Source organism: Marinomonas transparens, assembly GCF_016463975.1.
Classification (GTDB): domain Bacteria; phylum Pseudomonadota; class Gammaproteobacteria; order Pseudomonadales; family Marinomonadaceae; genus Marinomonas; species Marinomonas transparens.
In genome coordinates this window covers 108,517-133,546 of record NZ_JAEMNX010000010.1, presented here as the reverse complement: position 1 = coordinate 133,546, position 25,030 = coordinate 108,517, and the positions used below count along the sequence as shown (strand labels likewise).

The window sequence follows — 25,030 nt, the reverse complement described above, 5'->3', positions numbered from 1 at the left end:
CGAAACCTGCTTAATTTCGATGTAATTGAATTCAATGATAAAAGCCCCAAAAATTATTTTAGTGGGCCCGATGGGTGCTGGTAAAACGACGATAGGCCGTTTACTTGCGCAAGCTCTGGGCAAAGAGTTCTATGACTCAGATAAAGTCATAGAAGAAAATGCAGGGGCCGACATCCCCTGGATTTTTGACAAAGAAGGTGAAGACGGCTTTCGTAGACGCGAAACGCAAGTGTTAAAAACCATGGTGCAAGAAAATGCCAGTGATATGGTTCTTGCAACAGGTGGCGGTATTGTGATGCGTGAGGAGAATCGAAGCATTCTCCGTAATGATGCTCTAGTGGTGTATTTATATGCCTCAGTTGCTCAGCAATTACATCGCACTTCTAAAAGTAGTCATCGTCCTCTACTGCAAACCGGTGACCCTAAGGCCACTCTCAAAAAACTATTTGCTGTACGTGATCCTCTTTATCGGGAAGTTGCAACGCTTATTGTTGAAACTGACTCGCGTCATCCTAAGCATGTCGTTAATAAACTAGTTGATGCTATACAGCGTCATCTGACAATGGAGAAAACAGAATCATAATGCGTACATTAAACGTTGATTTAGGCGAACGTAGCTATCCTATCTACATAGGTAGTGGCATTCGCCAGCAAAAGGCGTTATTTGATAAGGCCATTCATGGCAAACAAGTGATGATAGTGACTAATGAAACTATCGCCCCTTTGTATTTAGATGCCATGGTCGCCATGTTATCGACAGACTATAAAGTTGATGTTTGCATTTTACCGGATGGTGAAACCTATAAAACGCTAGATACTTATGCCAGCATTATGACGGCATTATTAGAAGCTAAGCATAATCGAACGACCACTATTGTTGCGTTAGGTGGTGGTGTTGTGGGCGATATGGCTGGTTATGCGGCGGCAACCTATCAACGAGGCGTGCCCTTTATCCAGGTGCCAACTACGCTTTTATCTCAAGTAGATTCATCTGTTGGCGGTAAAACCGGAGTGAATCACCCCCTCGGTAAAAATATGATTGGGGCTTTTTATCAGCCTCAAGCAGTGATTATTGATACTGAAACTTTATTAAGCTTACCCCAGCGAGAACTGTCTGCGGGCATGGCGGAAGTTATTAAATATGGTTTGATCTGTGATGCTGAGTTTTTTGATTGGCTTGAGCAAGAAATGGATCAGCTGATGGCGCTTGATAACGACAAAATCAGTGAGGCTATCTATCGTTCTTGTTTAGCAAAGGCCGATGTTGTTGCGCAGGATGAAAAAGAAGGCGGCATTCGTGCTATCTTAAATCTTGGTCATACTTTTGGTCATGCGATTGAAACTGAGATGGGTTATGGCAAGTGGTTACATGGTGAAGCAGTGGCCGCAGGTTGCTTTTTAGCCGTTGATTTATCTTGGCGTATGGGAAATTTGACTGAACAGGACGTAAGCAGATCTGTGGCGTTGTTTGAAGCCGCTAAACTGCCTATTTTGCCTCCTGTTGAGATGACGTTGGAAAGTTTTATCGAGCGTATGGTGCTGGATAAAAAAGTGTTAGACGGTAGCCTGCGTTTGGTTTTGCTCGGTAGTATGGGTGAGGCGATAGTCACGTCGGATTTTCCGATGGACGATTTTAATGCGTGCCTGTTAGACGCGCTTGAGGTGAGTAAGCAAGCCAGTCTTGCTTAGCACTCCTGTAATTATTGTTGAAGGACGAGTATGCCGAAGTCTGACTTTTCGTTTGACCTAGAAGATGCCTTAAATCAGCCGCCTAAAGCAACGCTGAGAGACCCTTTTGGCTCGAAAGATACTTCTGCTTACTTTGCTTCGGAAGAGGGTAATCAACAACTGGCTTTACTTGAGCATTTAAGTCGATACAGCAATTTATTATCTGTTATTCAAGGCCCACAGGGTAGTGGAAAAAGCCGTTTTTTGATGGAATTTGCTCGTCATCAAGATGACTCGACTGTGATCAGCCATGTGAAGGGCACTATATTGATGACTGCTGGTCAGCTGTTGCAGGCTATTTATGCAGGTTTTGCAGGGCACTTCACTCAACCGCCTAATGAGGCCACCTTTGGCCCTTTACTTAAGTTTTCCCATGATCTAGATGAAAAAGGTCAATCGGCGCTTATCTTGATAGATAATGCTCAAGAATTACATACCGACGCCATTAGCATGTTGTTGGATATGATGTCTCTAGCAACCGATAATCAAACCGTGCCTCATGTTGCTCTATTTAGTGAATATTCTTTAGCGCGTAATCTGGATTCCTATCAAGGGGCTCGTTATGAGCAACTTAGCCATACTCTGACTTTAGCGCCTTATTCTTTAGAGCAAACACGAGCTTATTTGCTGCATCGAGTTCGTGCTGTTGGTGGTGGTATTAACCTGCCTTTCGATGAGAAACAGATTAAACAAATTCACCAAGACTCTGGTGGTTATCCGGGAGCGATTAACCAGATTGCACAAAAGATAATGGGTAATGGTGGGAAATCAGCAAAGGCTGGTGGGCGTTTTAATCTTGCGTTGGGCTTTCCATTAGCCCATATGGCCATGTTGTCTGTCGTCATGTTAGGTATTTTGATGGCCGTTTTGTTTAATGATTCAGATGATGAAAAAACGCCTGTGGTGACAGACAGAACCTCTAATGTGATTCCCCTTAGTCCGCGACAAGGGCAATCCTCCGCTGAAACCATTGCTCGTATTGATGCTATGCAGCGTAAAATTGGTCAAGGCGGTGACATTATTTTGCCTCCGATACCAACGGGCATAGGTGAACCGGAAGTGAAACCGGCAAACACCGAACAGTCAAAAGTGGCAGCGGTCATTGCGCCGACAGTGACTACCGCTCCTATTCGTGCTGAAGTCCCTATTCGTACAGAAGCGCCACCACAACCTAAGTCTGTTCCTCCAGTGGCTGCTCCGACTGTCGTTCCTAGTGAAAAGACTGAACTGAAAACGGAAACAGACCCCTTTGATAAAACCCAATGGTGGTTAACGCAAAACCCTAATCGCTACACTTTGCAACTATTGGGAACTCATAATCAGAGTACGGTTAAAGAGTTCATTCGTGATCAGGGTAGTGTTGATGCTTTTGGGTATTTTAAGTCAATACATAACGGCAAGGATTGGTTTGTTGTGGTGTATGGAGTTTATCGTAACCGTAGTGAAGCGATTGCCGCCGCCGAAACCCTGCCTAAAGATATCCGTGATTTAAATCCTTGGGCTCGTAATGCCCGTGGCATACAGGATGACATTAAAAAGGTTCAATAAATGGCCTCTTTACAGCTAGTTAGTCTTGCTGTCGGACACGCCGGGATACTTTTGCGTGTGCTCAATGACTTTGATAAATGAAGAAACAGACCATCGCAGGGTTGATCTTTGTCTTGTTTCGTCAATTTTTATCTAAACGGACTAAATTTAGTAAAATTCACCATAATTCTCTGAAAAACATCGATGAACAGTGGAATTTTCTGTTTGAAAAAACTCCAACCATAGATAATTCTCTCACACGCAGTTATTTACTGCTAAACCCCCTTTAAAAACCACAAAAGTAACATAAAACAGCCTGCTATCGATTTGAGTAGTAGGCACCTGCGAGGTAGTATGACCGTCCATTTTGATGGTCTTTAGGGTAAATAGTAATCATTCTCGAAGCGATTTTTTACGCTTCAGCGCCCAGCCATCCGGATACTCAAATTCAGATCATATTATTTTACGTTTCAACTTTGGGAGTTGGTGTATGAATGCAGGCCTTTATCGTCCTGGCGAGTTCAAAGACAACTGTGGCTTTGGCTTAATTGCCCATATGGAAGGCAACACCAGTCATGAGCTGCTTAAAACAGCCATAGAATCTTTGACATGTATGACACACCGTGGCGGTATTGCTGCCGATGGAAAAACGGGTGATGGCTGTGGTCTTCTTATACAGAAGCCAGATGCTTTTTTACGCAGTGAAGCGGTTAACTTATTTGGCCATACCTTGTCGGACTTATATGGCATCGGCATGGTGTTTTTGGATCAAGATGAAGCGTTAGCGACAGAGCAGCGTGCGGTCCTAACCAAGCAATTGGAAGAACAAGAATTGAATGTTGTTGGTTGGCGTGACGTGCCGACGGATGCCTCTTGTCTTGGTCGAATTGCAGAAGAATGTTTGCCACGAATTGAACAAGTGTTTATCGATAGTAATCGTATGGATGCCCGTACCTTTGCGACACGCTTGTTTGTCGCTCGTCGTCAAACGGAAATCGCTTTAGCCCATTACGAAAATTTCTACGTTTGTTCTTTGTCTGACAAGGTATTGTCATACAAGGGATTGATGATGCCAGTGGATCTGCCTGTTTTTTATAAAGATTTAGGCAATGAAAAACTGCAAACAGCGATTTGTGTTTTCCACCAGCGCTTCTCTACCAATACCTTGCCTCGATGGCCACTTGCTCAGCCATTCCGCATGTTGGCACACAATGGTGAGATCAACACCATTGAGGGTAACCGCAACTGGGCATTGGCTCGTGCTAGTAAGTTACGTTCTCCTCTCATCCCTGAACTGCAAGACCTGCAACCGTTAGTAAACCTCACGGGGTCAGACTCTTCTTCCATGGATAATATGCTGGAGATCTTGGTCACTGGCGGTATGGATATTTTCCGTGCGGCGCGTTTGATCATTCCACCAGCATGGCAAAACGTAGAGAACATGGACCCAGAGTTACGTGCTTTCTATGAATACAATTCGATGCATATGGAACCATGGGATGGCCCAGCGGGTTTGGTAATGACCGATGGTCGTCATGCGATTTGTATGTTGGATCGTAACGGCTTGCGTCCAGCCCGTTGGGTAATCACCAAAAATGGCTTTATTACGTTAGCGTCTGAAATCGGCACTTATGATTATAAACCTGAAGATGTTGTGTCTAAAGGTCGTGTTGGACCGGGGCAAATGCTGGTCATAGATACACAAAATGGCAAGGTTTTACACACGAATGATATTGATAATCGCCTTAAAGCGATGCATCCCTATAAAAAGTGGTTGAAGCAAGAAGGGATTCGAATTGAAACCATCTTGGTGGAATCATCGCAAGAGTTTGAACCTTTCACTAAAGACGAAATGCTGACCTACCAGAAGATGTTCCAAGTCTCTTTTGAAGAGCGGGAGCAGATTTTCCGTCCATTAGCCGAAAGCGGCCATGAGGCTGTAGGTTCCATGGGTGATGATACACCTATGGCCGTTATGTCTAGTCAGACTCGTCCAGTATCTGATTATTTCCGTCAGAAATTTGCCCAAGTAACCAATCCACCCATCGATCCATTACGTGAATCGATTGTGATGTCGTTAGAAACCTGTATTGGTGTAGAGCGTAATTTATTCGAAGAAACACCAAAACACGCTAATCGTATTATCCTATCGTCGCCTTTGTTGTCGCCACGTAAGTTTAGCCGCTTATTGGCGATGAATGATCATAGATTTCGCCTAGTGCGTTTAGATACCAACTATGATCCAGCAGTCTCTTCCTTAGAAGAATCCATTAAAAACTTGCAAGTGAAAGCTGAGCAAGAAGTGAGAAATGGCGCGGTTATTCTCGTATTAACTGACCGAGACCTAGCAAAAGGGAGTTTACCAATTCCTGCGCCTATGGCGGTAGGGGCCGTTCATCACCACTTGACCAAAGTGGGGCTGCGTTGTGATTCTAATATCATTGCAGACACAGGTTTTGCCCGTGACCCTCATCAATTTGCTGTGTTACTCGGCTTTGGCGCCACAGCGGTTTACCCATACCTATCGTATCGTTTGATTAACGACATGATTGATAAAGGCGAAGTGTTGGGTGACCCGATTGCTTGCCACGCGAAATATCGTAAGGGTATTAACAAAGGCTTGATGAAAATACTCTCTAAAATGGGTATTTCTACCATGGCTTCGTATCGTGGTGCACAATTGTTTGAAGCGATTGGCTTATCGAACAATGTGGTTGAGCTTTGTTTTAAAGGCGTTTCTAGCCGTATTGAAGGCGCGAATTTTATCGATTTCCAACGTGAGCAAGCGTCAGTGGCGAACAATGCCTGGAAATTACGCAAGCCGATTCAACAGGGCGGTTATCTTAAATACGTTCATGATGCGGAATACCATGCCTTTAACCCAGATGTGGTGCGTAATCTACAGACGGCGGTAGGCAGTGGAAAGTTCGAAGACTTCAGCAAATACACCGAACTTGTAAACACTCGCCCTGCTTCTATGTTGCGAGACCTGTTTGCTTTATCAGATAAGGCTACCTCTATTTCGATTGACGATGTTGAATCAGTTGAAGACATTCTTCCTCGTTTTGACTCTGCTGGTATGTCGCTAGGTGCTTTGTCGCCAGAAGCTCACGAAGCATTGGCGCAAGCGATGAACGAACTAGGCTGTCGTTCAAACTCAGGTGAGGGTGGTGAAGACCCTGCTCGTCACGGGACCGAGCGTCGCTCTAAGATCAAACAAATCGCCTCTGGTCGTTTTGGTGTGACACCAGAATACCTAGTGAACGCAGAAGTGCTACAAATCAAAGTGGCGCAGGGTGCGAAACCGGGTGAAGGTGGTCAGCTGCCGGGTGGTAAGGTAAATGGACTGATTGCTCGCCTTCGCTATGCGGTTCCGGGTGTGACCTTAATATCACCGCCACCCCATCACGATATTTACTCTATTGAAGATTTGGCTCAGCTGATTTTTGATTTGAAACAAGTGAACCCAGACGCCCTAGTGTCTGTGAAGCTGGTATCTGAACCGGGTGTCGGAACCATCGCTGCGGGTGTTGCAAAAACTTACGCCGACCTTATTACGATTTCTGGCTACGACGGCGGTACAGCGGCATCGCCACTGACCTCTATTCGTCATGCGGGTTCTCCATGGGAGCTAGGCCTTGCCGAAGCGCAACAAGCGCTGCGTTCTAATGACCTACGTGGCAATATCCGTTTACAAACCGATGGTGGTTTGAAAACCGGTTATGATGTGGTGAAAGCGGCCATTCTAGGGGCCGAAAGTTTTGGTTTTGGTACGACCCCCATGGTGGCAATGGGCTGTAAATTCTTGCGTATTTGTCACCTAAACAACTGTGCAACGGGTGTCGCAACTCAAGATCAACAGCTACGAGATGATCACTTTATCGGTACGGTAGAGATGATCAAGAACTTCTTTCGCTTCATGGCACAAGACACGCGTCTATGGTTGGCGAAGCTTGGTGTTGCTAAGTTGCAAGATTTGATTGGTCGAACTGATCTACTGGCTCTGTTACCGGGTGAAACAGAAAAACAGCAAAATTTAGATCTATCGCCTATTTTGTTTAACGATGCGATCCCGGCAGATAAACCTCAGTATTGCCAAGTTGCCTTCAATCCACCACATGACAAAGGTCTACTGGCCTTGAAAATGTGGGATACCGTAAAAGACGTTATTGAAGAAAAAGAAGGGGGCGAGTTCGAATTCCCAGTGACCAACTGTGACCGTTCTATTGGGGCGCGTTTATCGGGTGAAATTGCCAAACGCTACGGTAACCAAGGCATGTCAGATGTGCCGCTTACGTTGAAACTCTCTGGAACCGCAGGGCAAAGTTTTGGTGTTTGGAATGCGGGTGGTCTGAACATGTACCTAGATGGGGATGCGAACGACTACGTTGGTAAAGGCATGACAGGCGGTAAATTGGTGATTCGCCCACCTCGTGGTTCACGTTTCGAATCGCAAAAATCGGCGATCATTGGTAACACCTGCCTATACGGTGCAACCGGCGGTAAGTTGTTTGCTGCTGGTACCGCTGGGGAACGCTTTGCGGTGCGTAACTCTGGTGCTCATACGGTCATTGAAGGCGCGGGTGATCACTGTTGTGAATACATGACTGGCGGTATGGTGACGGTACTGGGGAGCACGGGTTACAACTTTGGTGCGGGCATGACAGGTGGTTTTGCTTATGTGCTCGATTTAGATCGCACCTTTGTGGACAAATATAACCACGAGTTGGTGGAAATACATCGTATTGGCACGGAATTAACCGAAGAATATCGTTCGCATCTTCGTTCTGTGATTGAGGAATATGTTCGAGAAACTGATAGCGAATGGGGACATGAAGTCCTAGAAAACTTCTACGACTACATTGGTAAGTTCTGGCTGGTGAAACCAAAAGCGGCGAGCTTAGGTGCACTATTGGCCAGTACTCGCCAACGTCCGGAATAAAAACGCTGTTGTGATGCTGGGATGAATCAGCACCATTAATGAATCAGTTTGACCCATTTGAGAGAAGCGCCGCTTGTTCGCAAGCGGCCACAGGAGATAGCAGCTTATGTCTGAGCGCTTGAACAATGCATTTCAATTCGTCGAAGTGGATCGTAAGGATCCGAAGAAAAAGCCTTTAATTACGCGTAAAGGTCAGTTCGTCGAAATTTATAAACCGTTTGAAGAAACTGGTGCCAAAGGGCAGGCCCATCGTTGTTTGGAATGTGGTAACCCATATTGTGAGTGGAAATGTCCTGTACACAACTACATTCCTAACTGGCTTAAGCTGGTTAGCGAAGGCAGTATTTTAGAAGCCGCAGAGCTAAGCCATCAGACTAATTCGTTACCTGAAGTATGTGGTCGTGTTTGTCCACAAGACCGTCTGTGTGAAGGGGCTTGTACCCTTGGTGAAGGTGGCTTTGGTGCGGTAACCATTGGCTCGGTAGAAAAATACATTACCGACACCGCCTTTGCATTAGGTTGGCGTCCCGATATGTCTAATGTAGAGCCCATTAACAAAACCGTTGCGATTGTTGGGGCTGGCCCTGCTGGTCTGGCGTGTGCCGATGTATTGGTACGCAATGGCATCAAGCCTGTGGTGTTTGATAAATACCCAGAAATCGGCGGCTTGTTAACTTTCGGTATTCCAGAATTTAAGTTAGAAAAATCTGTGATGACACGTCGCCGTGAAGTGTTTGAAGAGATGGGGGTAGAATTTGTCTTGGGTACGTCGGTGGGTGATGACGTGCCGTTTGAACATGTATTAGAAGAGTACGATGCTGTTTTCCTCGGCATGGGAACTTACAAATACATGAAAGGTGGCTTCCCAGGTGAAGATCTTCCGGGTGTTTATGATGCCTTAGATTATTTGATATCCAATGTGAATCATTGCCTAGACTTCGAAGAAGACGAAGCCGATTACATCAACCTAAAAGGCAAGCAAGTCGTTGTTTTAGGTGGTGGTGATACGGCGATGGACTGTAACCGTACTGCGATTCGTCAAGGGGCGAAAAGCGTGTCTTGTGCTTACCGTCGTGACCAAGAAAACATGCCCGGTTCTCGTAAAGAAGTCACCAACGCCAAAGAAGAAGGCGTACAGTTCCTTTTTAACCGCCAGCCAGTGGAAATTGTTGGTGACGGTAAAGTGGAAGGCATTAAGGTGGTTGAAACAAAAATGGGTGAGCCAGATGAGAATGGTCGCCGTTCGGCAGAAGTGATCGAAGGCAGTGAGCAAATCATTCCTGCTGATGCGATTCTTGTCGCCTTTGGTTTCCAAGCTAGCCCTGCGCCATGGTTCGAAAAATTTGGCATTGAAACCGATGCCCGTGGCCGTGTCGTTGCGCCGAGTAAAGGTGAGTATAGGTTCCAAACCACAAACGAAAAAATCTTCGCTGGTGGTGATATGGTTCGCGGCTCGGATCTTGTGGTAACTGCCATTGATGAAGGTCGTAAAGCGGCTGAAGGCATCATGGACTTTTTAGACGTTTGATACTTTACGTTACCAATACCACCCATTGTTAAATGGATTTTAGTAACTGATAAAACTCAAAAACACCTATTGATTCCAATGGGTGTTTTTTTATGTGTTCAGCATAGCGGTAACATTCCATTGATGGTCTATACTCTTTAGTGATTTGATTATGATGAATAAGGACGTTGCCATGCCTACCGCCAACCCCTGCGTACGACAATGTTGTTTAGATGATCAAGATATTTGTTTAGGTTGTGCTCGAAGTTTACAAGAAATACTCAGTTGGCATTCCGACGATGAAGAGCAAAAGTTACATACGTTAGAAAAAGCACAGCAACGTCAGTTTGCTCGTAAAAATCAAATAATTTCAGCGTCACCCACTTCACAGTCATCCATATTGAATTAATCTGCGTATTAATCAGTACCTCATTAAAATAACCTCAAAGGATAACCATGTTTTCTTTTCTAAAATCTGATCCGATCAAAAAGCTCGATAAAGAATATGGTGTGCTACTGGAAAAAGCCATGCAAGCGCAACGCAGCGGCGATATCAAACTTTATTCGGAGCTGACAGAACAAGCAGAGGAAATTAGGGCAAAAATAGAATTAGCGAAAGGTTAACCTTGCGTTACTGACTGTGATGGATTTTAAGCATACGGAGCTCCATGGCTCCGCACTTTTATTTTACGCTGTGTTTTTTTCTACGGAATGAATCAAGGTTAGGCTTTCTTCCGCGAAGCCGGTACCCGCGTCCGTGTAGAAGTTGAAGACGTTGTTTATGCCTGAAGCCAGTAAATCTTCGCGCTCGTCTTGGTACCGGGCAATGGCGGCGATTTGACCTTGGTAGTTGGCTTTGCGCAGCTGGATGGCGATATTAGTACTGTCTTCCGCGATAGGTAAGGCGAGCAATACCAGACGAATATCCGAGGTATCTAAATGCTCCCATAGATCGGCGTCTTCACCGTCCCCATAGAAGACGTTTTCTTGAGCGTCCTGCATTGCTTTAATTCGGTTCTGATCGGCATCCATGCCCGCGATAATGTTTTTACCTGCGAGGGTTTTTAATGATTCAAAGGCCCCTCGACCTACTCGCCCTAAACCAATCACCAATATTTCGGCATTCTTTGGCTGGGTGAACACATCTTCAGTTAAGCATTTGTCGCTCTCGAATTGGCGGATAGTTTCTTTGTTTGTTTGGTATAACCGGTGTGATAGTCGATAAAGCACGCTCGTAATAACAAAAGAAAAAGACACAGCAAGTGCTAATATCACCAGCCAATCTTTAGCAATCCAGCCGTTTGCCACGCTCAAGGCCACCACAATCAAGCCGAACTCGCTGTAATTCGACAAAATCATAGCGGATAAGAAGGAAGTCCGTGCACGAAGCTTGAGTTGGGTTAATAAGCCAAAGAAAAGAGCAAATTTGGCCAGAATGATTAAGGTGATGATTAGGCTGATACCCACCATGTTGAGCGTCGGTAAGGCGGTAAAACCAATCGATAGGAAAAAACCGATCAGGAATAAATCTTTGAAGTTCATCAGTGATTTATTGAGCTCTGACGCTTTTGAATGAGAGGCTAACAAAATGCCGAAAATCAGTGCCCCCAAGTCACCTTTTACCCCCACCAGATAAAATAATTCATAGCCACCGAGTGCGAGGAAAAGCCCTGTTAATGGCAGCATTTCTCCGTGACCCGCTTTATCGAGTACCTTGTTGAAAATAGGTCGAATCAATAACAAGCCAAATAGCCCTAGCGCCCAAATTGAAGGGATTTTACCTGTCGCCGCGACCAGAAAAATAACCGCGACGATATCCTGCATGACCAGAATGCCAAGGGATAATTGACCGTGACGGGTTTTTAGTTCGCCACTTTCTTCCAGCAGCTTCATGATGCAAACGGTGCTGGAAAAGCTTAAGGCAAAACCCAGTAATGCGGCGGTTTTGAAATCCAGTAGGCCAAAGTATGGCAAGCTGAGTGTACCAAGTAATAGGGCGATGGCACCGAACAACAGTGTCCATATTCCCATATGACTTAAGGTAGAGGCCCATACTTCACGTTTGAGTAAGTCTTTTACATGCAGTTTCAAGCCGATGCTGAATAACATCAGGGTAATGCCTATATTGGCGAGAGAATCCAAGGAACTACTGGGCTCTAGGCCTAAATAATTGAGCAAGAAGCCGGCTAAAAGAAAGCCAATCAGTGGTGGTAGGTTAACGATTTTTACTGCCAGTCCACAGACAAATGCAAACAAGAGCCAAATAAATTCCATAGGGTCCTTCTAATTGAAACAGGGCGAGTAAAGCGTGCTTTCATCATACGAAATTTGCGTTCAAGGCGCAGCTGATAATGCTTTTTCCTAGGTTGTGGTAACGAAATATTACGTCATGCCAAAAATGGTATGTTCTATGACATTTATTCTATTTGAATGGTATATGTAATGATTCTACTCTTAGCACAGGTCCTTTAAGGCCTAATTGGCTCAAAAAAATAAAGATAACAAACGATACTCGGCCAACCGAATACGCTCATCCGCAGCGTAAATTTGGTCGTGACAGGAGAAGCTAATGAACTACTTTAAGAAGATTGTGGCTGGTTCTATCATGGTTGCAAGTGTTTTAAGTACCGCCAGTGTATTGGCAAAAGAATATGTTGGCATCGCCATGCCAACCAAATCCTCCGCCCGTTGGATTACCGATGGGGCTTCCATGGAGCAGCTATTTAAAGACGCTGGCTATAAAGTGGATTTGCAATACGCTGAAGATGAAATCCCGAATCAACTTTCTCAAATTGAAAACATGATAGTGAAAGGGGTAAACGTCTTGGTGATTGCTGCCATTGACGGCACCACGCTATCGAATGTGTTAGAAAATGCGAATGCCGCTGGCATTAAAGTTATTTCTTATGATCGCCTGATCAAAAACAGCCCTTATGTCGATTACTACGCTACCTTTGATAATTTTAAGGTGGGTGTATTGCAGGCTAAATCCTTAGTTAGCGGCATGAAAAAACAAGGCAAAGGCCCTTATAACGTAGAGTTATTTGGTGGCTCTCCTGATGACAATAATGCGTACTTCTTCTACAACGGTGCCATGTCTGTTCTACAACCTATGATAGATGCCGGTGACATCAACATCGTATCGGGTCAAATGGGTATGGAAAAAGTAGGCACATTGCGTTGGGATGGTTCAGTCGCTCAAGCGCGAATGGACAACCTATTGTCCGCTCACTATACCAATAAAACAATTGATGGCGTTTTGTCGCCTTATGATGGTTTATCTATTGGTATTTTGTCTTCGCTAAAAGGCGTTGGCTATGGCTCTGGTGGTATGAAAATGCCAGTGGTAACCGGGCAAGATGCCGAAGTGCCATCGGTTAAATCCATTCTTGCGGGTGAGCAATACTCAACGATTTTTAAAGACACCCGTGTCTTAGCAAGCGTGACTGTGAATATGGTGCAAGCTGTATTAGGTGGCGTGAAGCCAGAAATCAATGATACCAAAACCTATGACAATGGTTACAAAATCGTACCAAGTTATTTGCTTGAGCCTTTAACCGTCGATAAGTCGAACTGGGAAGAAGTGTTATTGGGCAGTGGCTATTACAAGCGCAATCAAATTCAGTAAACCTTCTTGATTTACCCTTTTAACGAAAACAATAAAAGGCGGATGTGGCGATAACGCATCCGCTGATGGGGCTTCTTATGGAAAATATTATTTTGGAAATGCGCGGCATTACCAAGACGTTTCCAGGTGTGAAAGCACTCGACAGTGTCAATCTCAAAGTTCGTGCCGGTGAAATTCATGCTTTAGTAGGGGAAAACGGCGCAGGTAAATCGACCTTAATGAAAGTGCTAAGTGGTGTGTATCCACATGGCAGCTATGAAGGCGATATCTTATTCAATGATCAAAAAATGGCTTTTTCAGGCATCTCGGACAGCGAAGAAAATGGCATCATTATTATTCACCAAGAATTGGCTTTAGTGCCGCTTTTATCCATTGCAGAGAACTTATTCTTGGGTAATGAAAATGTGGAAAACGGCGTTATAAATTGGCCGAAAACCTTTTCTCGAACACAAGAATTACTTGCCAAAGTGGGCCTTAAAGAATCGGCTTCTACCCTATTAGGTCAGTTAGGCGTGGGTAAGCAGCAGCTGGTAGAAATCGCGAAAGCCTTAGCAAAAGATGTGAAGCTGTTAATTCTTGATGAACCAACCTCGGCATTGCAGGAAAACGACAGTGCCAAGCTGCTCGATTTGTTGCTTGAATTTAAAGAGCAGGGCATTTCCTCCATCTTGATAACCCACAAGCTAAACGAGATCAGCCGGGTTGCTGACAGCATTACGGTCATTCGTGATGGGGCTTCTGTGTCCACTTTAGACTGCCATGCTCAATCGATCAGTGAAGAAGACATCATTCGAGACATGGTGGGCCGAGACATAGCAAACCGTTACCCGTCTCGTGAAACTAAGCTGGGTGAAACCCTGATGCAGGTTAGAGAATGGAATGTTTGGCATCCTGAAACGGTAGAGCGTCAAATTATTCATGATATTGAATTTAATGTTCATGCCGGTGAAGTCGTCGGTATTGCTGGCTTAATGGGGTCGGGTCGAACGGAATTGGCAATGAGTTTATTTGGTCAAAGTTACGGTAAAAATATTCGCGGTAAGGTGACGCTTCGTGGAGAAGACGCGGATGTATCGACTGTACCAAAGGCGATTGCCAATGGTTTGGCTTATGTCACTGAAGACAGGAAAGAACTGGGTTTGATTCTAGAAGAAAGCATTCTGACCAACACTACGTTAGCGAATTTAGAACGGGTGTCTTCCCATGGGGTGATTGATGAAAACATGGAGCGCCAAGTATCGGAAGACTATCGTCGAGCGCTCAATGTACGCACCCCAAGTGTATTTCAAAAAGTAATGAACTTGTCTGGCGGCAATCAACAAAAAGTTGTGCTGAGTAAGTGGCTTTATTCAAAGCCCGATGTACTGATTCTAGACGAACCGACTCGCGGTATTGACGTGGGGGCGAAGTTTGAAATTTACAGCATCATCAACCAGCTTGCCGATGACGGCAAAGGGGTGGTGATGATCTCTTCAGAGATGCCAGAGTTACTGGGCATGTGTGATCGTATTTACGTAATGAATGAAGGCCGTTTGGTTGGTGAGCTTGATAAAGCAGATGCTAGCCAAGAAAAAATCATGTCGATGATAGTCAAAGCCTAAGCGGAGTAAGCAAATGAGTACAACAAAAGAAGCAATGACAGAGGTTCAACCAGCTCCGTCTGTGGCGAATTATCTAAAATCTCACATGCGTGACTATGGCATGTTAATCGCCTTAGTCGTGATTATGGCGATGTTTCAATTTTTGACTGAAGGCACCTTGATGCGCCCAGTCAACTTAACGAATTTATTCTTACAGAACAGCTACATCATCATTATGGCAATTGGTATGTTGCTGGTGATTGTAGCGGGTCATATCGATTTGTCGGTGGGGTCGGTTGCAGGCTTTATTGGGGCCCTTGCGGCGGTTATGTCAGTAAATTATGACTTACCAACGATAGTCGTGGTGCCTGTTTGTCTGGTTGTCGGTCTAATTATCGGTGGTTTACAAGGCTATTGGATCGCTTATTGGCGTATACCTGCCTTCATCGTTACATTGGCTGGTATGTTGGTGTTTCGTGGGCTGACGTTGGCGTTACTTGCAGGTCAATCCGTTGGACCGTTTCCAAAAAGCTTTCAGTTATTGAGTACTGGCTTTATCCCAGACGTGTTTGGTGTGGGTCGTCCTAATGTGACCGCTATGGTGTTAGGTGTTTTGGCAGCACTGGCAATCGCTTTTCTAGCCGCTCGTTCTCGTTCTCGTGCCTTGAAATATGGCATTCAAGATGAGCCATTTTCTTTCTTCATTGTCAAAAATGCCTTGATCGCCAGTGCGATTATTTATCTAACCTATTTGTTGGGAACGTACCGAGGTCTTCCCAATGTCTTGATGATCATGGCGGTATTGGTGGCGTTTTATACTTTTGTCACTAATAGCACCACAATTGGTCGCCGTATTTATGCCCTAGGCGGGAATGAAAAAGCCGCGAAACTTTCAGGGATAAATACCGAAAAACTGACCTTTTTAACCTTTGCCAATATGGGCATGCTCGCAGCGGCGGCAGGGTTGATCTTTGCGGCGCGTTTGAACACCGCAACACCAAAAGCTGGTTTTGGCTTTGAGCTCGATGTGATCGCTGCGGTATTTATTGGCGGCGCGTCGATGACTGGCGGTGTGGGTAAAGTCATAGGTGCGGTTGTTGGAGCCTTCATTATGGGTGTCATGAATAATGGCATGTCGATTCTTGGTATCGGGATTGACTGGCAGCAAGTGATCAAAGGTTTGGTCTTATTGCTAGCGGTTATTTTCGATGTCTACAACAAACAAAAAGCACGCTAGGGGAGAATCGATATGTTGTTTTTATCTCAAATCAAACAAGGTGGTGTGGTCTGTCGTCAAGATACAGAGGCCTTTTTAGTAAACAATGCGTTCAGTGTTTATGAATTAGCCCAACAGGCGGTTGCTCAAAGTGTGTCGTTAAGCAAAATAATTGAAAATCATGGATTAGGAGAGAAGATCGATTTAGCCGAGTTGGCAAAAAATAATCGTTTAGATTGCCCTGTTCGTCATCCTGATCTTGCACACATGTATTTAACAGGAACCGGTTTAACTCACCTTGGTTCGGCGGCAACGCGAAATGCCATGCACGCAAAAAGTGAAGAATTAACGGACTCCATGAAAATTTTCCAAATGGGTGTAGAAGGCGGCAAGCCAGAAGAAGGTCAAGCGGGTGTGCAGCCAGAATGGTTTTATAAAGGCAATGGTGCGGGCGTGATTGCACCGGGTGATGCTTTGCCTTCTCCGTCTTTTGCTTTAGATGGGGGTGAAGAGCCAGAAATTGCTGGTTTTTATTTAGTGGGTGACGACGGCAAAATTCATCGCATCGGCTATACCTTGGCGAATGAGTTTTCTGATCATGTGACGGAACGTCAAAATTATTTGTACTTAGCCCATTCAAAACTTCGTCCAGCGTCATTCGGGCCCGAGCTTTTGGTAGGAGAATTGCCAGAACACATAGAAGGGCATTCACGTATTGAGCGTGGCGAAGCGACTTTATGGGAAAAAGGTTTCTTGTCTGGTGAGGACAATATGTCTCACACCCTTAAGAATCTAGAGCATCATCATTTTAAATATTCGATTTTCCGTCAACCGGGCGATTTACATGTGCATATGTTCGGCACGGCAACCTTGTCTTTTGCTGACGGAGTAAAGACCCAAGAAGGCGACGTGTTTGAAATTGCTTCTCCTACCTTTGGTTTGCCTTTGCGCAATGCCCTAGGGGAAGAAGCAAAAGCTTCAAATGAATCACCTATTGTCGAGGTGATGTCATTATGAAAACGGCAGAATCCGATGGCCCGTTAACAGCCAGTTATCCCGATTTAAAAGGCCGCTCAGTGTTTATTTCGGGTGGTGCAACCGGTATTGGTGCGGCCATTGTAGAAGCCTATGCCAAACAAGGTGCGAAAACGGCCTTTGTTGATTTAGATGAAAAGGCTGGTAGCGAACTGGCGGCACGTTTAACCAAAGAAGGTTATCAGGTGCGCTTTGAGGCTTGTGATATTACCAAGATTAAAGACTATCAAACAAAGATTCGCGCAGCGGCTGACGCCTTTGGCCCGATCAGTGTGTTGCTGAATAACGCCGCTAATGATGTTCGACACTCGTTGGAATCCTTAACCGAAAAACGCTTTGACGAACTGGTTGGGGTAAACATTAAACACGCCATGTTTGCCGCACAAACCGTGGCGCCAATGATGCGAGAGACGGGTGGTGGATCGATCATTAATTTCGGTTCTGTAGGATGGATGATGGCCACAGCGGGTTATCCAACGTACGGCACATGCAAAGCCGCCACCCATGGTTTAACTCGCTCCTTAGCGCGAGATTTAGGCGGCTTTGGTATTCGTGTAAATACCTTGGTGCCTGGTTGGGTAATGACTGAAAAGCAAGTTCGCTTGTGGGTCGATGATGCGGCGGAAGAAAAGATCAAACAAAGCCAATGCCTCGCTGGAAAAGTACTGCCTGAGCACATCGCGAACATGGCGTTGTTTTTAGGGGCAGATGCGGCAGCTATGTGCTCGGCGCAAAACTTTATTGTGGATGGAGGTTGGGTATGAGTGAGCTTAAGGAAAACACGTTCGTGCCAAAAGAATGGCCGCGTAAACTGCGCTCTACTGAGTGGTTTGGTGGAACATCACGAGATCATATTTACCATCGCAGTTGGATGAAAAACCAAGGTTTGCCAGCCGATCTATTTGATGGCCGACCAGTGATTGGTATTTGTAATACATGGTCGCAACTTACACCTTGTAATGCCCATCTTCGTGAATTAGCTGATCGTGTTAAACATGGTATTTATGAAGCGGGTGGTTTGCCTTTAGAGTTCCCTGTGTTTTCAGTTGGTGAGAGCTCACTTCGACCAACTGCCATGATGTATCGTAATATGGCAGCGATGGATGTAGAAGAAGCACTACGAGCCAATCCGCTTGATGGTGTGGTTTTACTGGCGGGTTGTGATAAAACCACTCCGGCTTTGATGATGGGCGCATGCAGTGTGGATATTCCCGCCATTGTGGTCTCAGGCGGCCCTATGTTGAATGGGCAGTTCCGTGGTGAGCGGGTGGGTTCTGGGACGGCGTTATGGCAAATGTCGGAAGACATAAAAGCCGGAAAAATGACCAAAGAAGATTTCCTTGAGGCTGAACAATCTATGTCTCGCTCGGCGGGCAGTTGTAACACCATGGGAACCGCAAGCACCATGGCGTCCATGGCGGAAGCCTTGGGTATGGCTTTGTCAGGGAATGCAGCGATTCCAGCGGTAGACAGCCGTCGTCGAGTGATGGCGCACCTTACTGGTCGTCGTATTGTGGACATGGTCAAAGACGATTTAAAACCGTCCGATATTCTGACCCGTCAAGCGTTTGAAAACGCGATCCGTGTGAACGGAGCCATTGGTGGTTCTACCAATGCGGTGATTCATTTACTCGCGATTGCGGGTCGAGTCGGCGTGGATTTGGATTTGGATGATTGGGATAAACTTGGCCAAAACATTGCGACCATAGTGAACCTGATGCCATCAGGTAAATATTTGATGGAAGAATTTTTCTATGCGGGTGGTTTGCCCGTTGTTATTAAGCATCTAGCCGAAGCGGGAAGGTTACATAAGAGTGCCATTACAGTATCGGGTCAATCTATTTGGGACGAAGTGAAAGACGTTCAAAATTGGAATGACGATGTTATTTTACCGGTTGAAAAAGCATTGACACAAAAAGGTGGTATTGTCGTTCTAAAAGGGAATATCGCTCCGAAAGGCGCGGTGCTGAAACCTTCTGCGGCGTCGCCTCATTTATTACAGCACCGAGGCCGTGCGGTGGTATTTGAAGACATTGATGACTACAAAGCCAAGATCAATGACGAAGCGTTAGATATCGATGAAAACTGCGTCATGGTGCTGAAAAACTGTGGACCAAAAGGCTATCCGGGGATGGCGGAGGTGGGCAACATGGGCTTGCCGCCAAAAGTACTACGCAAGGGCATTAAAGACATGGTACGGATTTCCGATGCACGAATGTCGGGTACAGCTTATGGTACTGTTGTGTTACATACCACGCCAGAAGCCGCAGCAGGTGGTCCGCTGGCGGTGATTCAAAATGGCGACATGATAGAACTTGATGTCGAAAATCGTCGCTTACATGTGGACATTTCCGACGAAGAAATGGCCTCACGTTTAGCCGCGTGGGAAAGCCATTTGCAACCGCCTAAGAGCGGTTACATAAAATTATTCCATGATCATGTGGAAGGGGCGGATACAGGAGCCGATTTTGATTTCTTAAAAGGCTGCCGTGGATCTGATGTACCAAAAGACAGTCATTAAATGGCTGTCAAACATTCATAATGCAAAGACGATGAGGAGAGATACACATGTTAACGGGACAGCACTTTATTGCAGGTAAATGGGTCTCAGGCGATAAGACATTTTCTTCAGAGCCGTCCACAGGGCCTTCCCATGAATTCGCAGTAGGGCGAGTGTCGGATGTAGAAGCCGCAGCTCAAGCAGCTGAAGCGGCATTTGACGTTTACGGTTATTCTTCTCGTGAAGATCGTGCGGCATTTTTGAATGCCATTGCCGATGAAATTGACGCAAGAGGCGATGCTATAACTGAAATTGGCGTGCAAGAAAGTGGTCTACCTGCGGCGCGTTTACAAGGTGAGCGTGGTCGTACCGTTGGTCAGCTTCGTTTGTTCGCGACGCATATTCTATCGGGTGAGTATTTAGATCGCCGTTTTGATGAAGCCTTGCCAGAGCGTGCGCCTTTACCTCGTCCAGAAATGCACATGGTGCAACGTCCTATTGGCCCTGTTGCTGTGTTTGGTGCCTCTAACTTCCCACTGGCGTTTTCTACAGCGGGTGGCGATACCGCAGCGGCATTAGCGGCAGGCTGCCCTGTCGTCGTTAAAGGACACTCTGCTCATCCTGGAACAGGTGAAATCGTTGCTCAAGCGATTGCTGCCGCAATCAAAACCTGCAACATGCCAGACGGTGTTTTTTCCCTTATTCAAGGTGGCAATCGCCAAGTGGGTCAAGCGATCGTGCAGCATCCTTTTATTAAAGCGGTAGGCTTTACTGGTAGCTTAGCGGGTGGTCGTGCTTTGTTTGACTTGTGTGCAGCGCGCCCGGAACCGATTCCTTTCTTTGGGGAATTAGGTTCAGTAAACCCCATGTTTGTGATGCCTGAAGCGCTGAAAAATCGTGGTGAGGAATTGGGCAAAGGCTGGGCGGCTTCTTTAACGATGGGTGCAGGTCAGTTCTGTACTAATCCGGGTATTGCCATCGTATTAGATAACGAAGACGCAAAGACCATGATGGCAGCAGCGAGTTCTGCGTTGGAAAATACACCAGCGCAAACCATGTTGACGGATGGCATTGCCGATGCTTATCGCTCTGGTATCGCCGCGTTTGCAGAATCACCAGCAACCAGCCTTGTTCATACCAAGAGTGAAGGCCGTACTGCATTAGCTAATTTGTTTACGGTGAGTGGTCAAGCTTGGCTTGATAACCCGTCATTGCATCAGGAAGTATTCGGTCCGATGGGGTTAGTTGTCTTAGCCCAGAGCACTGAGCAAATGGTTGAATTGGCTCGCCATTTGGAAGGTCAATTGACTTGTACTATTCAGCTAGATGATGGCGATCACGAGGCTTGTCAGAAATTATTGCCAGTGTTGGAACGTAAAGCGGGTCGCTTGTTGGCAAATGGTTTCCCAACAGGCGTAGAGGTAAACGACACCATGGTTCACGGTGGGCCTTACCCTGCTTCGACGAACTTTGGTGCCACTTCCGTTGGTACTTTGTCGATTCGTCGCTTCTTGAGACCAGTGTGTTATCAAAACATTCCAACGGCCTTGTTACCGAAAGACCTCGTTGGTTAGTTGATTATCCTCCTGGGCTTAGTGTCACCATGAGCCGTTGAGCGAGCTCTGCTTTAAAAAGTAGGGCTCGCTTTTTTTATATGTTTGGTCTGATGGGTTTTTGCTCTAACTCCGCCAGCACCAAACGCTTAAGTTGGTTGGCAATGGGGGATAACTGTCGACCACGCATCTGTAATAAATAATAAGGGCTCATGGTAATGGTGCGGTCCAGTTTTAAGGCTTTTAGATTGGCTTGAACTTTATTTCCAATGAGCAATTCGCTGACCTCACTGGCGATAGGGGCAATGGCGTTGGAAGAAACTAAAATAGCCAGCAATGCGAGTAGGGAGGTGCTGTTGGTGATACTGATAGGGAGCTCAGCGCATTCTTCCATGAAAGCCGCTTCTACGGCTTCGCGTATTGGCGCGCGGTGAGATTGCATAACCCATTCGAAGTGCATTAAATCATGAACGCTAACCTTATCAAGACTTGCCAGTGGATGGTCCTGACGCACCATTAGGGTGACAGATTCCGTGCGAGCAGGGCAGATTTCGAATTCATTGGCGTCATATTGTGTTGGGATACGAGCGAGTACAAAGTCGTTATGTCCCGCTATCAAGTCACGTACGAGAATATCACTGGTATCCACATTAATGTCGATTTCAGCTTTTGGCGAAATCGCACGTAATTGTTGTACTGCTGGAATCACGAACCCCACGGCCGCACCTGTTACTGCGCCGATGGCTGTGGTGCCACCACCACCCGCTTTGAGTTCGTCTACTTCGCGGGCAAGATCCCGTAGTTCTACTAAGAGGTTATGGGCTCGGCGTGCTACGGCTTGGCCAACTAAGGTAGGCTCCATGCCTTTGGCATGACGAACAAATAAACGGGTGCCAATGGTTTGTTCAATTTCGCTCAGCATGCGCGATGCAGCGGGTTGTGTCATCGCCATTTCATCGGCGGCAATACTCAGTTGGCCGTGCTCAGCAATCACCGAGATTAAGCGTAACTGATTGAGTTTTAAGTGTTTGGCTAGACCTATATCCATTGCTTTCTCATTTGTTATTCTTGTTAAGGGTTATAGTACCTGAAACGATTTTATACATTATAAGGATGTTGGTTTAGTGTCGATATTTAAAAAAGCCACCAGTGCTACAGACTATTTACCTGAAAAAGAATTTATCGCGCTATTTGCTTTAATGATGTCGTTAACGGCATTGAGTATGGACGCTATATTGCCGGCTTTTTCCCATATAGCTGCTGATCTGAATATTCAGGATTACCAGCAAACCCAGTGGATTATCTCGGCAATGGTGTTCGGCATGGTTTTTGGTGAAATTGTCTTTGGCCCTTTATCCGATACGTTGGGGCGTAAAAAAAGTATTTTTCTGGGTGTTGGGATCTTCATTATCGGTTCGTTTATTGCTTTGTTGGCGTCTTCCCTGACGATGTTATTAGTGGGACGTATGATCCAAGGGCTGGGAGTATCGGGCCCGAAAATCGTCTCTAGGGCGATGATTAGGGATATGTATAAGGGCGCTGCTATGGCGCGCATCATGTCCTATGTGATGATGATCTTTATTCTTGTGCCCTTGTTAGCGCCTTTTTTGGGACAGCTTGTTATGCTGCTGGGCAGTTGGCGTTGGGTTTTTGCTGTGCTGATTGCTCAGGCCCTGATTGCCAGCATTTGGATGTGGTTGCGTCAGCCTGAAACCCTGCCGAAAGAGAAGCGTGTGCCTTTCGTCTTCTCACAGATTGCTCAAAATACCTACCTAATTGTTTCTCGCCGTGATGTGATGGCCTTTACCCTATTGTTAGGTTGTGTTTTTGCTTGTGTGATGTTCTACATCAGTATAGCTCAGTCTATTTTTCAGGACATTTATCAAGTGGGGGAACGCTTTCCGCTGTATTTTGCTCTGTTAGCGATTGGCTCAAGTCTGGTGAATTTTTTTAATGCAAAGATTGTTATGCGTATCGGTATGAAGCGCTGTGTTTATGGCGCCTTGATGATCATGATCAGCCTGTCTTTTTTATTGCTAGTGGTGGTGTGGTCATTTGACGGTGTGCCGCCCTTTCACCTTTTTATGGGTATTTGCATGGTGTTGTTTTCTTGCCTTAGCATGGTGTTTGGTAATGTCAATGCCATGGCCATGGAACCACTGGGGCAGACGGCAGGATTAGGGGCTTCTATCATTTCGTCGCTATCGAGTTTTATTGCCATTATTTTGTCTGTCACTGTGGGCCTGTTTTATCACTTTACCCTGACACCATTAGCGGCTGGCTTCTTGGTTTTTTCTTGTATTGCGATTGCTTGCCTAGTGTTTGCAACGAGATCTTCTTCTGGAAATTTAGACAGATAGCACAAAGTTGTCACCTGATTAGCGTATAATGCTATCAATAATTTGCTGATGGTAGTCCACAACCTTATGTCTTCTTCAAGCCAACCTTCTCTCGCTCGCGACCTATTTAGCATGACCTGGCCCATGTTGTTCGGGATCTTGTCCTTGATGAGTTTTCAACTGGTTGACAGTGCCTTTATCGGTCAATTAGGTATCTTGCCCCTCGCGGCACAAGGTTTTACCCTGCCAGTGCAAATGATACAGATGGGCGTGCAGATTGGCCTAGGCATTGCCGCGACGGCAGTGATTGCCCGTGCACTGGGTGCTCAGAATGTGAATTATGCTAAGAAATTGGGTGGCTTGGTGATTGTGTCTGGCGGTGTTGCAATCGCTTTATTGGGCATGATTATTTGGTTATTGAGACACCCAATCTTAACCATGCTCAGTGCGCCATTAGATGTGTTTCCTGTGATAGACAGCTATTGGCCTTATTGGCTCATAAGCTCTTGGGTGGGGGCCATCCTCTATTTTTATTACAGTATTTGCCGAGCCAATGGCAACACCATGCTGCCCGGCATTCTAATGGTGGTGACGAGCATTCTTAACATGATACTCGACCCTATTTTTATCTTTACGTTAGACCTTGGCATTAGAGGGGCCGCCATCGCCACCATAGTATCCTTTGGTCTCGGTGTGTTGGTGGTCGCGCCAAAAGTGATGCAAAACAAATGGCTAAGCTTGGATTGGAAAGAGTTCAATGTGAAAGCAAGCCTGGCCGAGATAGGCAACATCATGGGGCCGGCCATGGTCAGCCAATTGCTGCCGTCTGTGTCTTCCATGTTGGCGACCAAACTGCTGGCTGGCTTCGGCGCGGCGGTGGTCGGGGCGTGGGCGTTGGGTTCTCGCTTTGAATTTTTTGTCATCGTGCCAGTATTGGCGCTAACCATGTCCATGCCGCCCATGATAGGGCGCATGTTAGGCGCCAAACAGCTACAAGATGTTCGTCAATTGGTACGCATTTCTGTGCTATTCATTATCGCCTCACAAGTTCTGATCGCCTTATTGACCTTTGTCTCATCGGGTTTTATTGCCAACTTAATGAGCAGCGAAAAAGAAGTAACCGACGTGCTGAGTTTACACCTTATGCTGGTGCCGATCAGTTTAGGAGGGTTAGGTGTTTGCATGTTAATGGTGTCCGTCTGCAACGCCTTGGGTAAATCCTACATCGCCTTGTTGATATCCGCCTTGCGCCTGTTTGCCTTCTTCTTGCCATGTTTATGGATAGGATCTGAACTAGCGGGGCTGAAAGGCATCTTCATCGGTGTGCTGGTGGGTAACCTACTGGCGGGTGTCACGGCTTGGTTTATCTACCGTAAAGCACTGGTACAGGTAGAGCAGAACTTAAGCCAAGATTCCTCATAGCCTTTAGAGCGGAATCCCCCTAAAATAATTGCCATTCAAAAGGGCATGGCTTT

18 protein-coding genes are annotated in these 25,030 nt (G+C 45.9%); 16 read left to right on the top strand and 2 right to left on the bottom strand.

What is annotated here, in order from left to right:
• The first annotated feature begins 34 nt into the window (after positions 1 to 34).
• The 7 genes from aroK to I8J31_RS10335 all read left to right on the top strand — a co-directional run bounded on the left by aroK (position 35) and on the right by I8J31_RS10335 (position 10,328).
• Complete coding sequence (gene aroK, locus I8J31_RS10365) at positions 35 to 583, top strand: shikimate kinase AroK (RefSeq protein WP_199468466.1); 549 nt, start codon at positions 35 to 37, stop codon at positions 581 to 583.
• A complete protein-coding gene (gene aroB, locus I8J31_RS10360; protein ID WP_199468464.1) occupies positions 583 to 1,689 on the top strand; it encodes a 3-dehydroquinate synthase in 1,107 nt (368 codons plus the stop codon). The genes aroK and aroB overlap by 1 nt, the downstream gene beginning before the upstream one ends.
• 30 nt (positions 1,690 to 1,719) lie before the next feature.
• Positions 1,720 to 3,276, top strand: coding sequence for an SPOR domain-containing protein (locus tag I8J31_RS10355; RefSeq protein WP_199468462.1), 1,557 nt, complete (start codon positions 1,720 to 1,722; stop codon positions 3,274 to 3,276).
• 469 nt (positions 3,277 to 3,745) lie between these two features.
• A complete protein-coding gene (gltB, locus tag I8J31_RS10350; RefSeq protein WP_199468461.1) occupies positions 3,746 to 8,197 on the top strand; it encodes a glutamate synthase large subunit in 4,452 nt (1,483 codons plus the stop codon).
• 106 nt (positions 8,198 to 8,303) lie between these two features.
• A complete protein-coding gene (locus I8J31_RS10345) occupies positions 8,304 to 9,725 on the top strand; it encodes an FAD-dependent oxidoreductase (RefSeq protein ID WP_199468459.1) in 1,422 nt (473 codons plus the stop codon).
• A gap of 151 nt (positions 9,726 to 9,876) precedes the next feature.
• Entirely contained in the window at positions 9,877 to 10,113 is a 237-nt protein-coding gene (locus I8J31_RS10340) for a DUF1289 domain-containing protein (protein ID WP_199468457.1), read from the top strand.
• Between the two features lie 47 nt (positions 10,114 to 10,160).
• Positions 10,161 to 10,328, top strand: coding sequence for a DUF6435 family protein (locus tag I8J31_RS10335; RefSeq protein ID WP_199468455.1), 168 nt, complete (start codon positions 10,161 to 10,163; stop codon positions 10,326 to 10,328).
• A gap of 63 nt (positions 10,329 to 10,391) precedes the next feature.
• Here I8J31_RS10335 and I8J31_RS10330 read toward each other — a convergent pair whose 3' ends face one another.
• Positions 10,392 to 11,978, bottom strand: coding sequence for a cation:proton antiporter domain-containing protein (locus tag I8J31_RS10330; protein WP_199468453.1), 1,587 nt, complete (start codon positions 11,976 to 11,978; stop codon positions 10,392 to 10,394).
• Between the two features lie 295 nt (positions 11,979 to 12,273).
• Between I8J31_RS10330 and chvE the strand changes: the two genes are divergently transcribed.
• The 7 genes from chvE (at position 12,274) to I8J31_RS10295 (ending at position 21,237) form a co-directional block, all read left to right on the top strand.
• A complete protein-coding gene (gene chvE / locus I8J31_RS10325; protein ID WP_199468451.1) occupies positions 12,274 to 13,332 on the top strand; it encodes a multiple monosaccharide ABC transporter substrate-binding protein in 1,059 nt (352 codons plus the stop codon).
• A gap of 77 nt (positions 13,333 to 13,409) precedes the next feature.
• Positions 13,410 to 14,933: a multiple monosaccharide ABC transporter ATP-binding protein gene (gene mmsA, locus I8J31_RS10320; RefSeq protein WP_199468449.1), complete on the top strand. Its 1,524-nt coding sequence runs from the start codon at positions 13,410 to 13,412 to the stop codon at positions 14,931 to 14,933.
• Between the two features lie 13 nt (positions 14,934 to 14,946).
• Entirely contained in the window at positions 14,947 to 16,149 is a 1,203-nt protein-coding gene (gene mmsB, locus I8J31_RS10315; RefSeq protein ID WP_233402696.1) for a multiple monosaccharide ABC transporter permease, read from the top strand.
• A gap of 12 nt (positions 16,150 to 16,161) precedes the next feature.
• Positions 16,162 to 17,145: an AraD1 family protein gene (gene araD1, locus I8J31_RS10310; protein ID WP_199468447.1), complete on the top strand. Its 984-nt coding sequence runs from the start codon at positions 16,162 to 16,164 to the stop codon at positions 17,143 to 17,145.
• Positions 17,142 to 17,927, top strand: coding sequence for an SDR family NAD(P)-dependent oxidoreductase (locus I8J31_RS10305; RefSeq protein WP_199468445.1), 786 nt, complete (start codon positions 17,142 to 17,144; stop codon positions 17,925 to 17,927). Before araD1 ends, I8J31_RS10305 begins: the two co-directional genes overlap by 4 nt.
• Positions 17,924 to 19,684 carry an L-arabinonate dehydratase gene (araD, locus tag I8J31_RS10300; protein WP_199468443.1) on the top strand — a complete coding sequence of 587 codons (1,761 nt, stop codon included), beginning with the start codon at positions 17,924 to 17,926 and terminating at the stop codon, positions 19,682 to 19,684. The genes I8J31_RS10305 and araD overlap by 4 nt, the downstream gene beginning before the upstream one ends.
• Positions 19,685 to 19,731: 47 nt before the next feature.
• Positions 19,732 to 21,237 (top strand): aldehyde dehydrogenase (NADP(+)), encoded by a 1,506-nt coding sequence (locus I8J31_RS10295; protein WP_199468442.1) that lies wholly within the window; start codon positions 19,732 to 19,734, stop codon positions 21,235 to 21,237.
• A gap of 76 nt (positions 21,238 to 21,313) precedes the next feature.
• Here I8J31_RS10295 and I8J31_RS10290 read toward each other — a convergent pair whose 3' ends face one another.
• Complete coding sequence (locus I8J31_RS10290) at positions 21,314 to 22,264, bottom strand: LysR family transcriptional regulator (RefSeq protein WP_199468440.1); 951 nt, start codon at positions 22,262 to 22,264, stop codon at positions 21,314 to 21,316.
• A gap of 76 nt (positions 22,265 to 22,340) precedes the next feature.
• Here I8J31_RS10290 and I8J31_RS10285 point away from each other — a divergent pair, with 76 nt between their 5' ends.
• Both I8J31_RS10285 and I8J31_RS10280 read left to right on the top strand, forming a co-directional pair.
• Positions 22,341 to 23,576: a multidrug effflux MFS transporter gene (locus tag I8J31_RS10285; RefSeq protein ID WP_325101195.1), complete on the top strand. Its 1,236-nt coding sequence runs from the start codon at positions 22,341 to 22,343 to the stop codon at positions 23,574 to 23,576.
• A gap of 48 nt (positions 23,577 to 23,624) precedes the next feature.
• Positions 23,625 to 24,977, top strand: a complete 1,353-nt coding sequence (locus I8J31_RS10280; RefSeq protein ID WP_199468438.1) for an MATE family efflux transporter — start codon at positions 23,625 to 23,627, stop codon at positions 24,975 to 24,977.
• Positions 24,978 to 25,030: the final 53 nt, after the last annotated feature.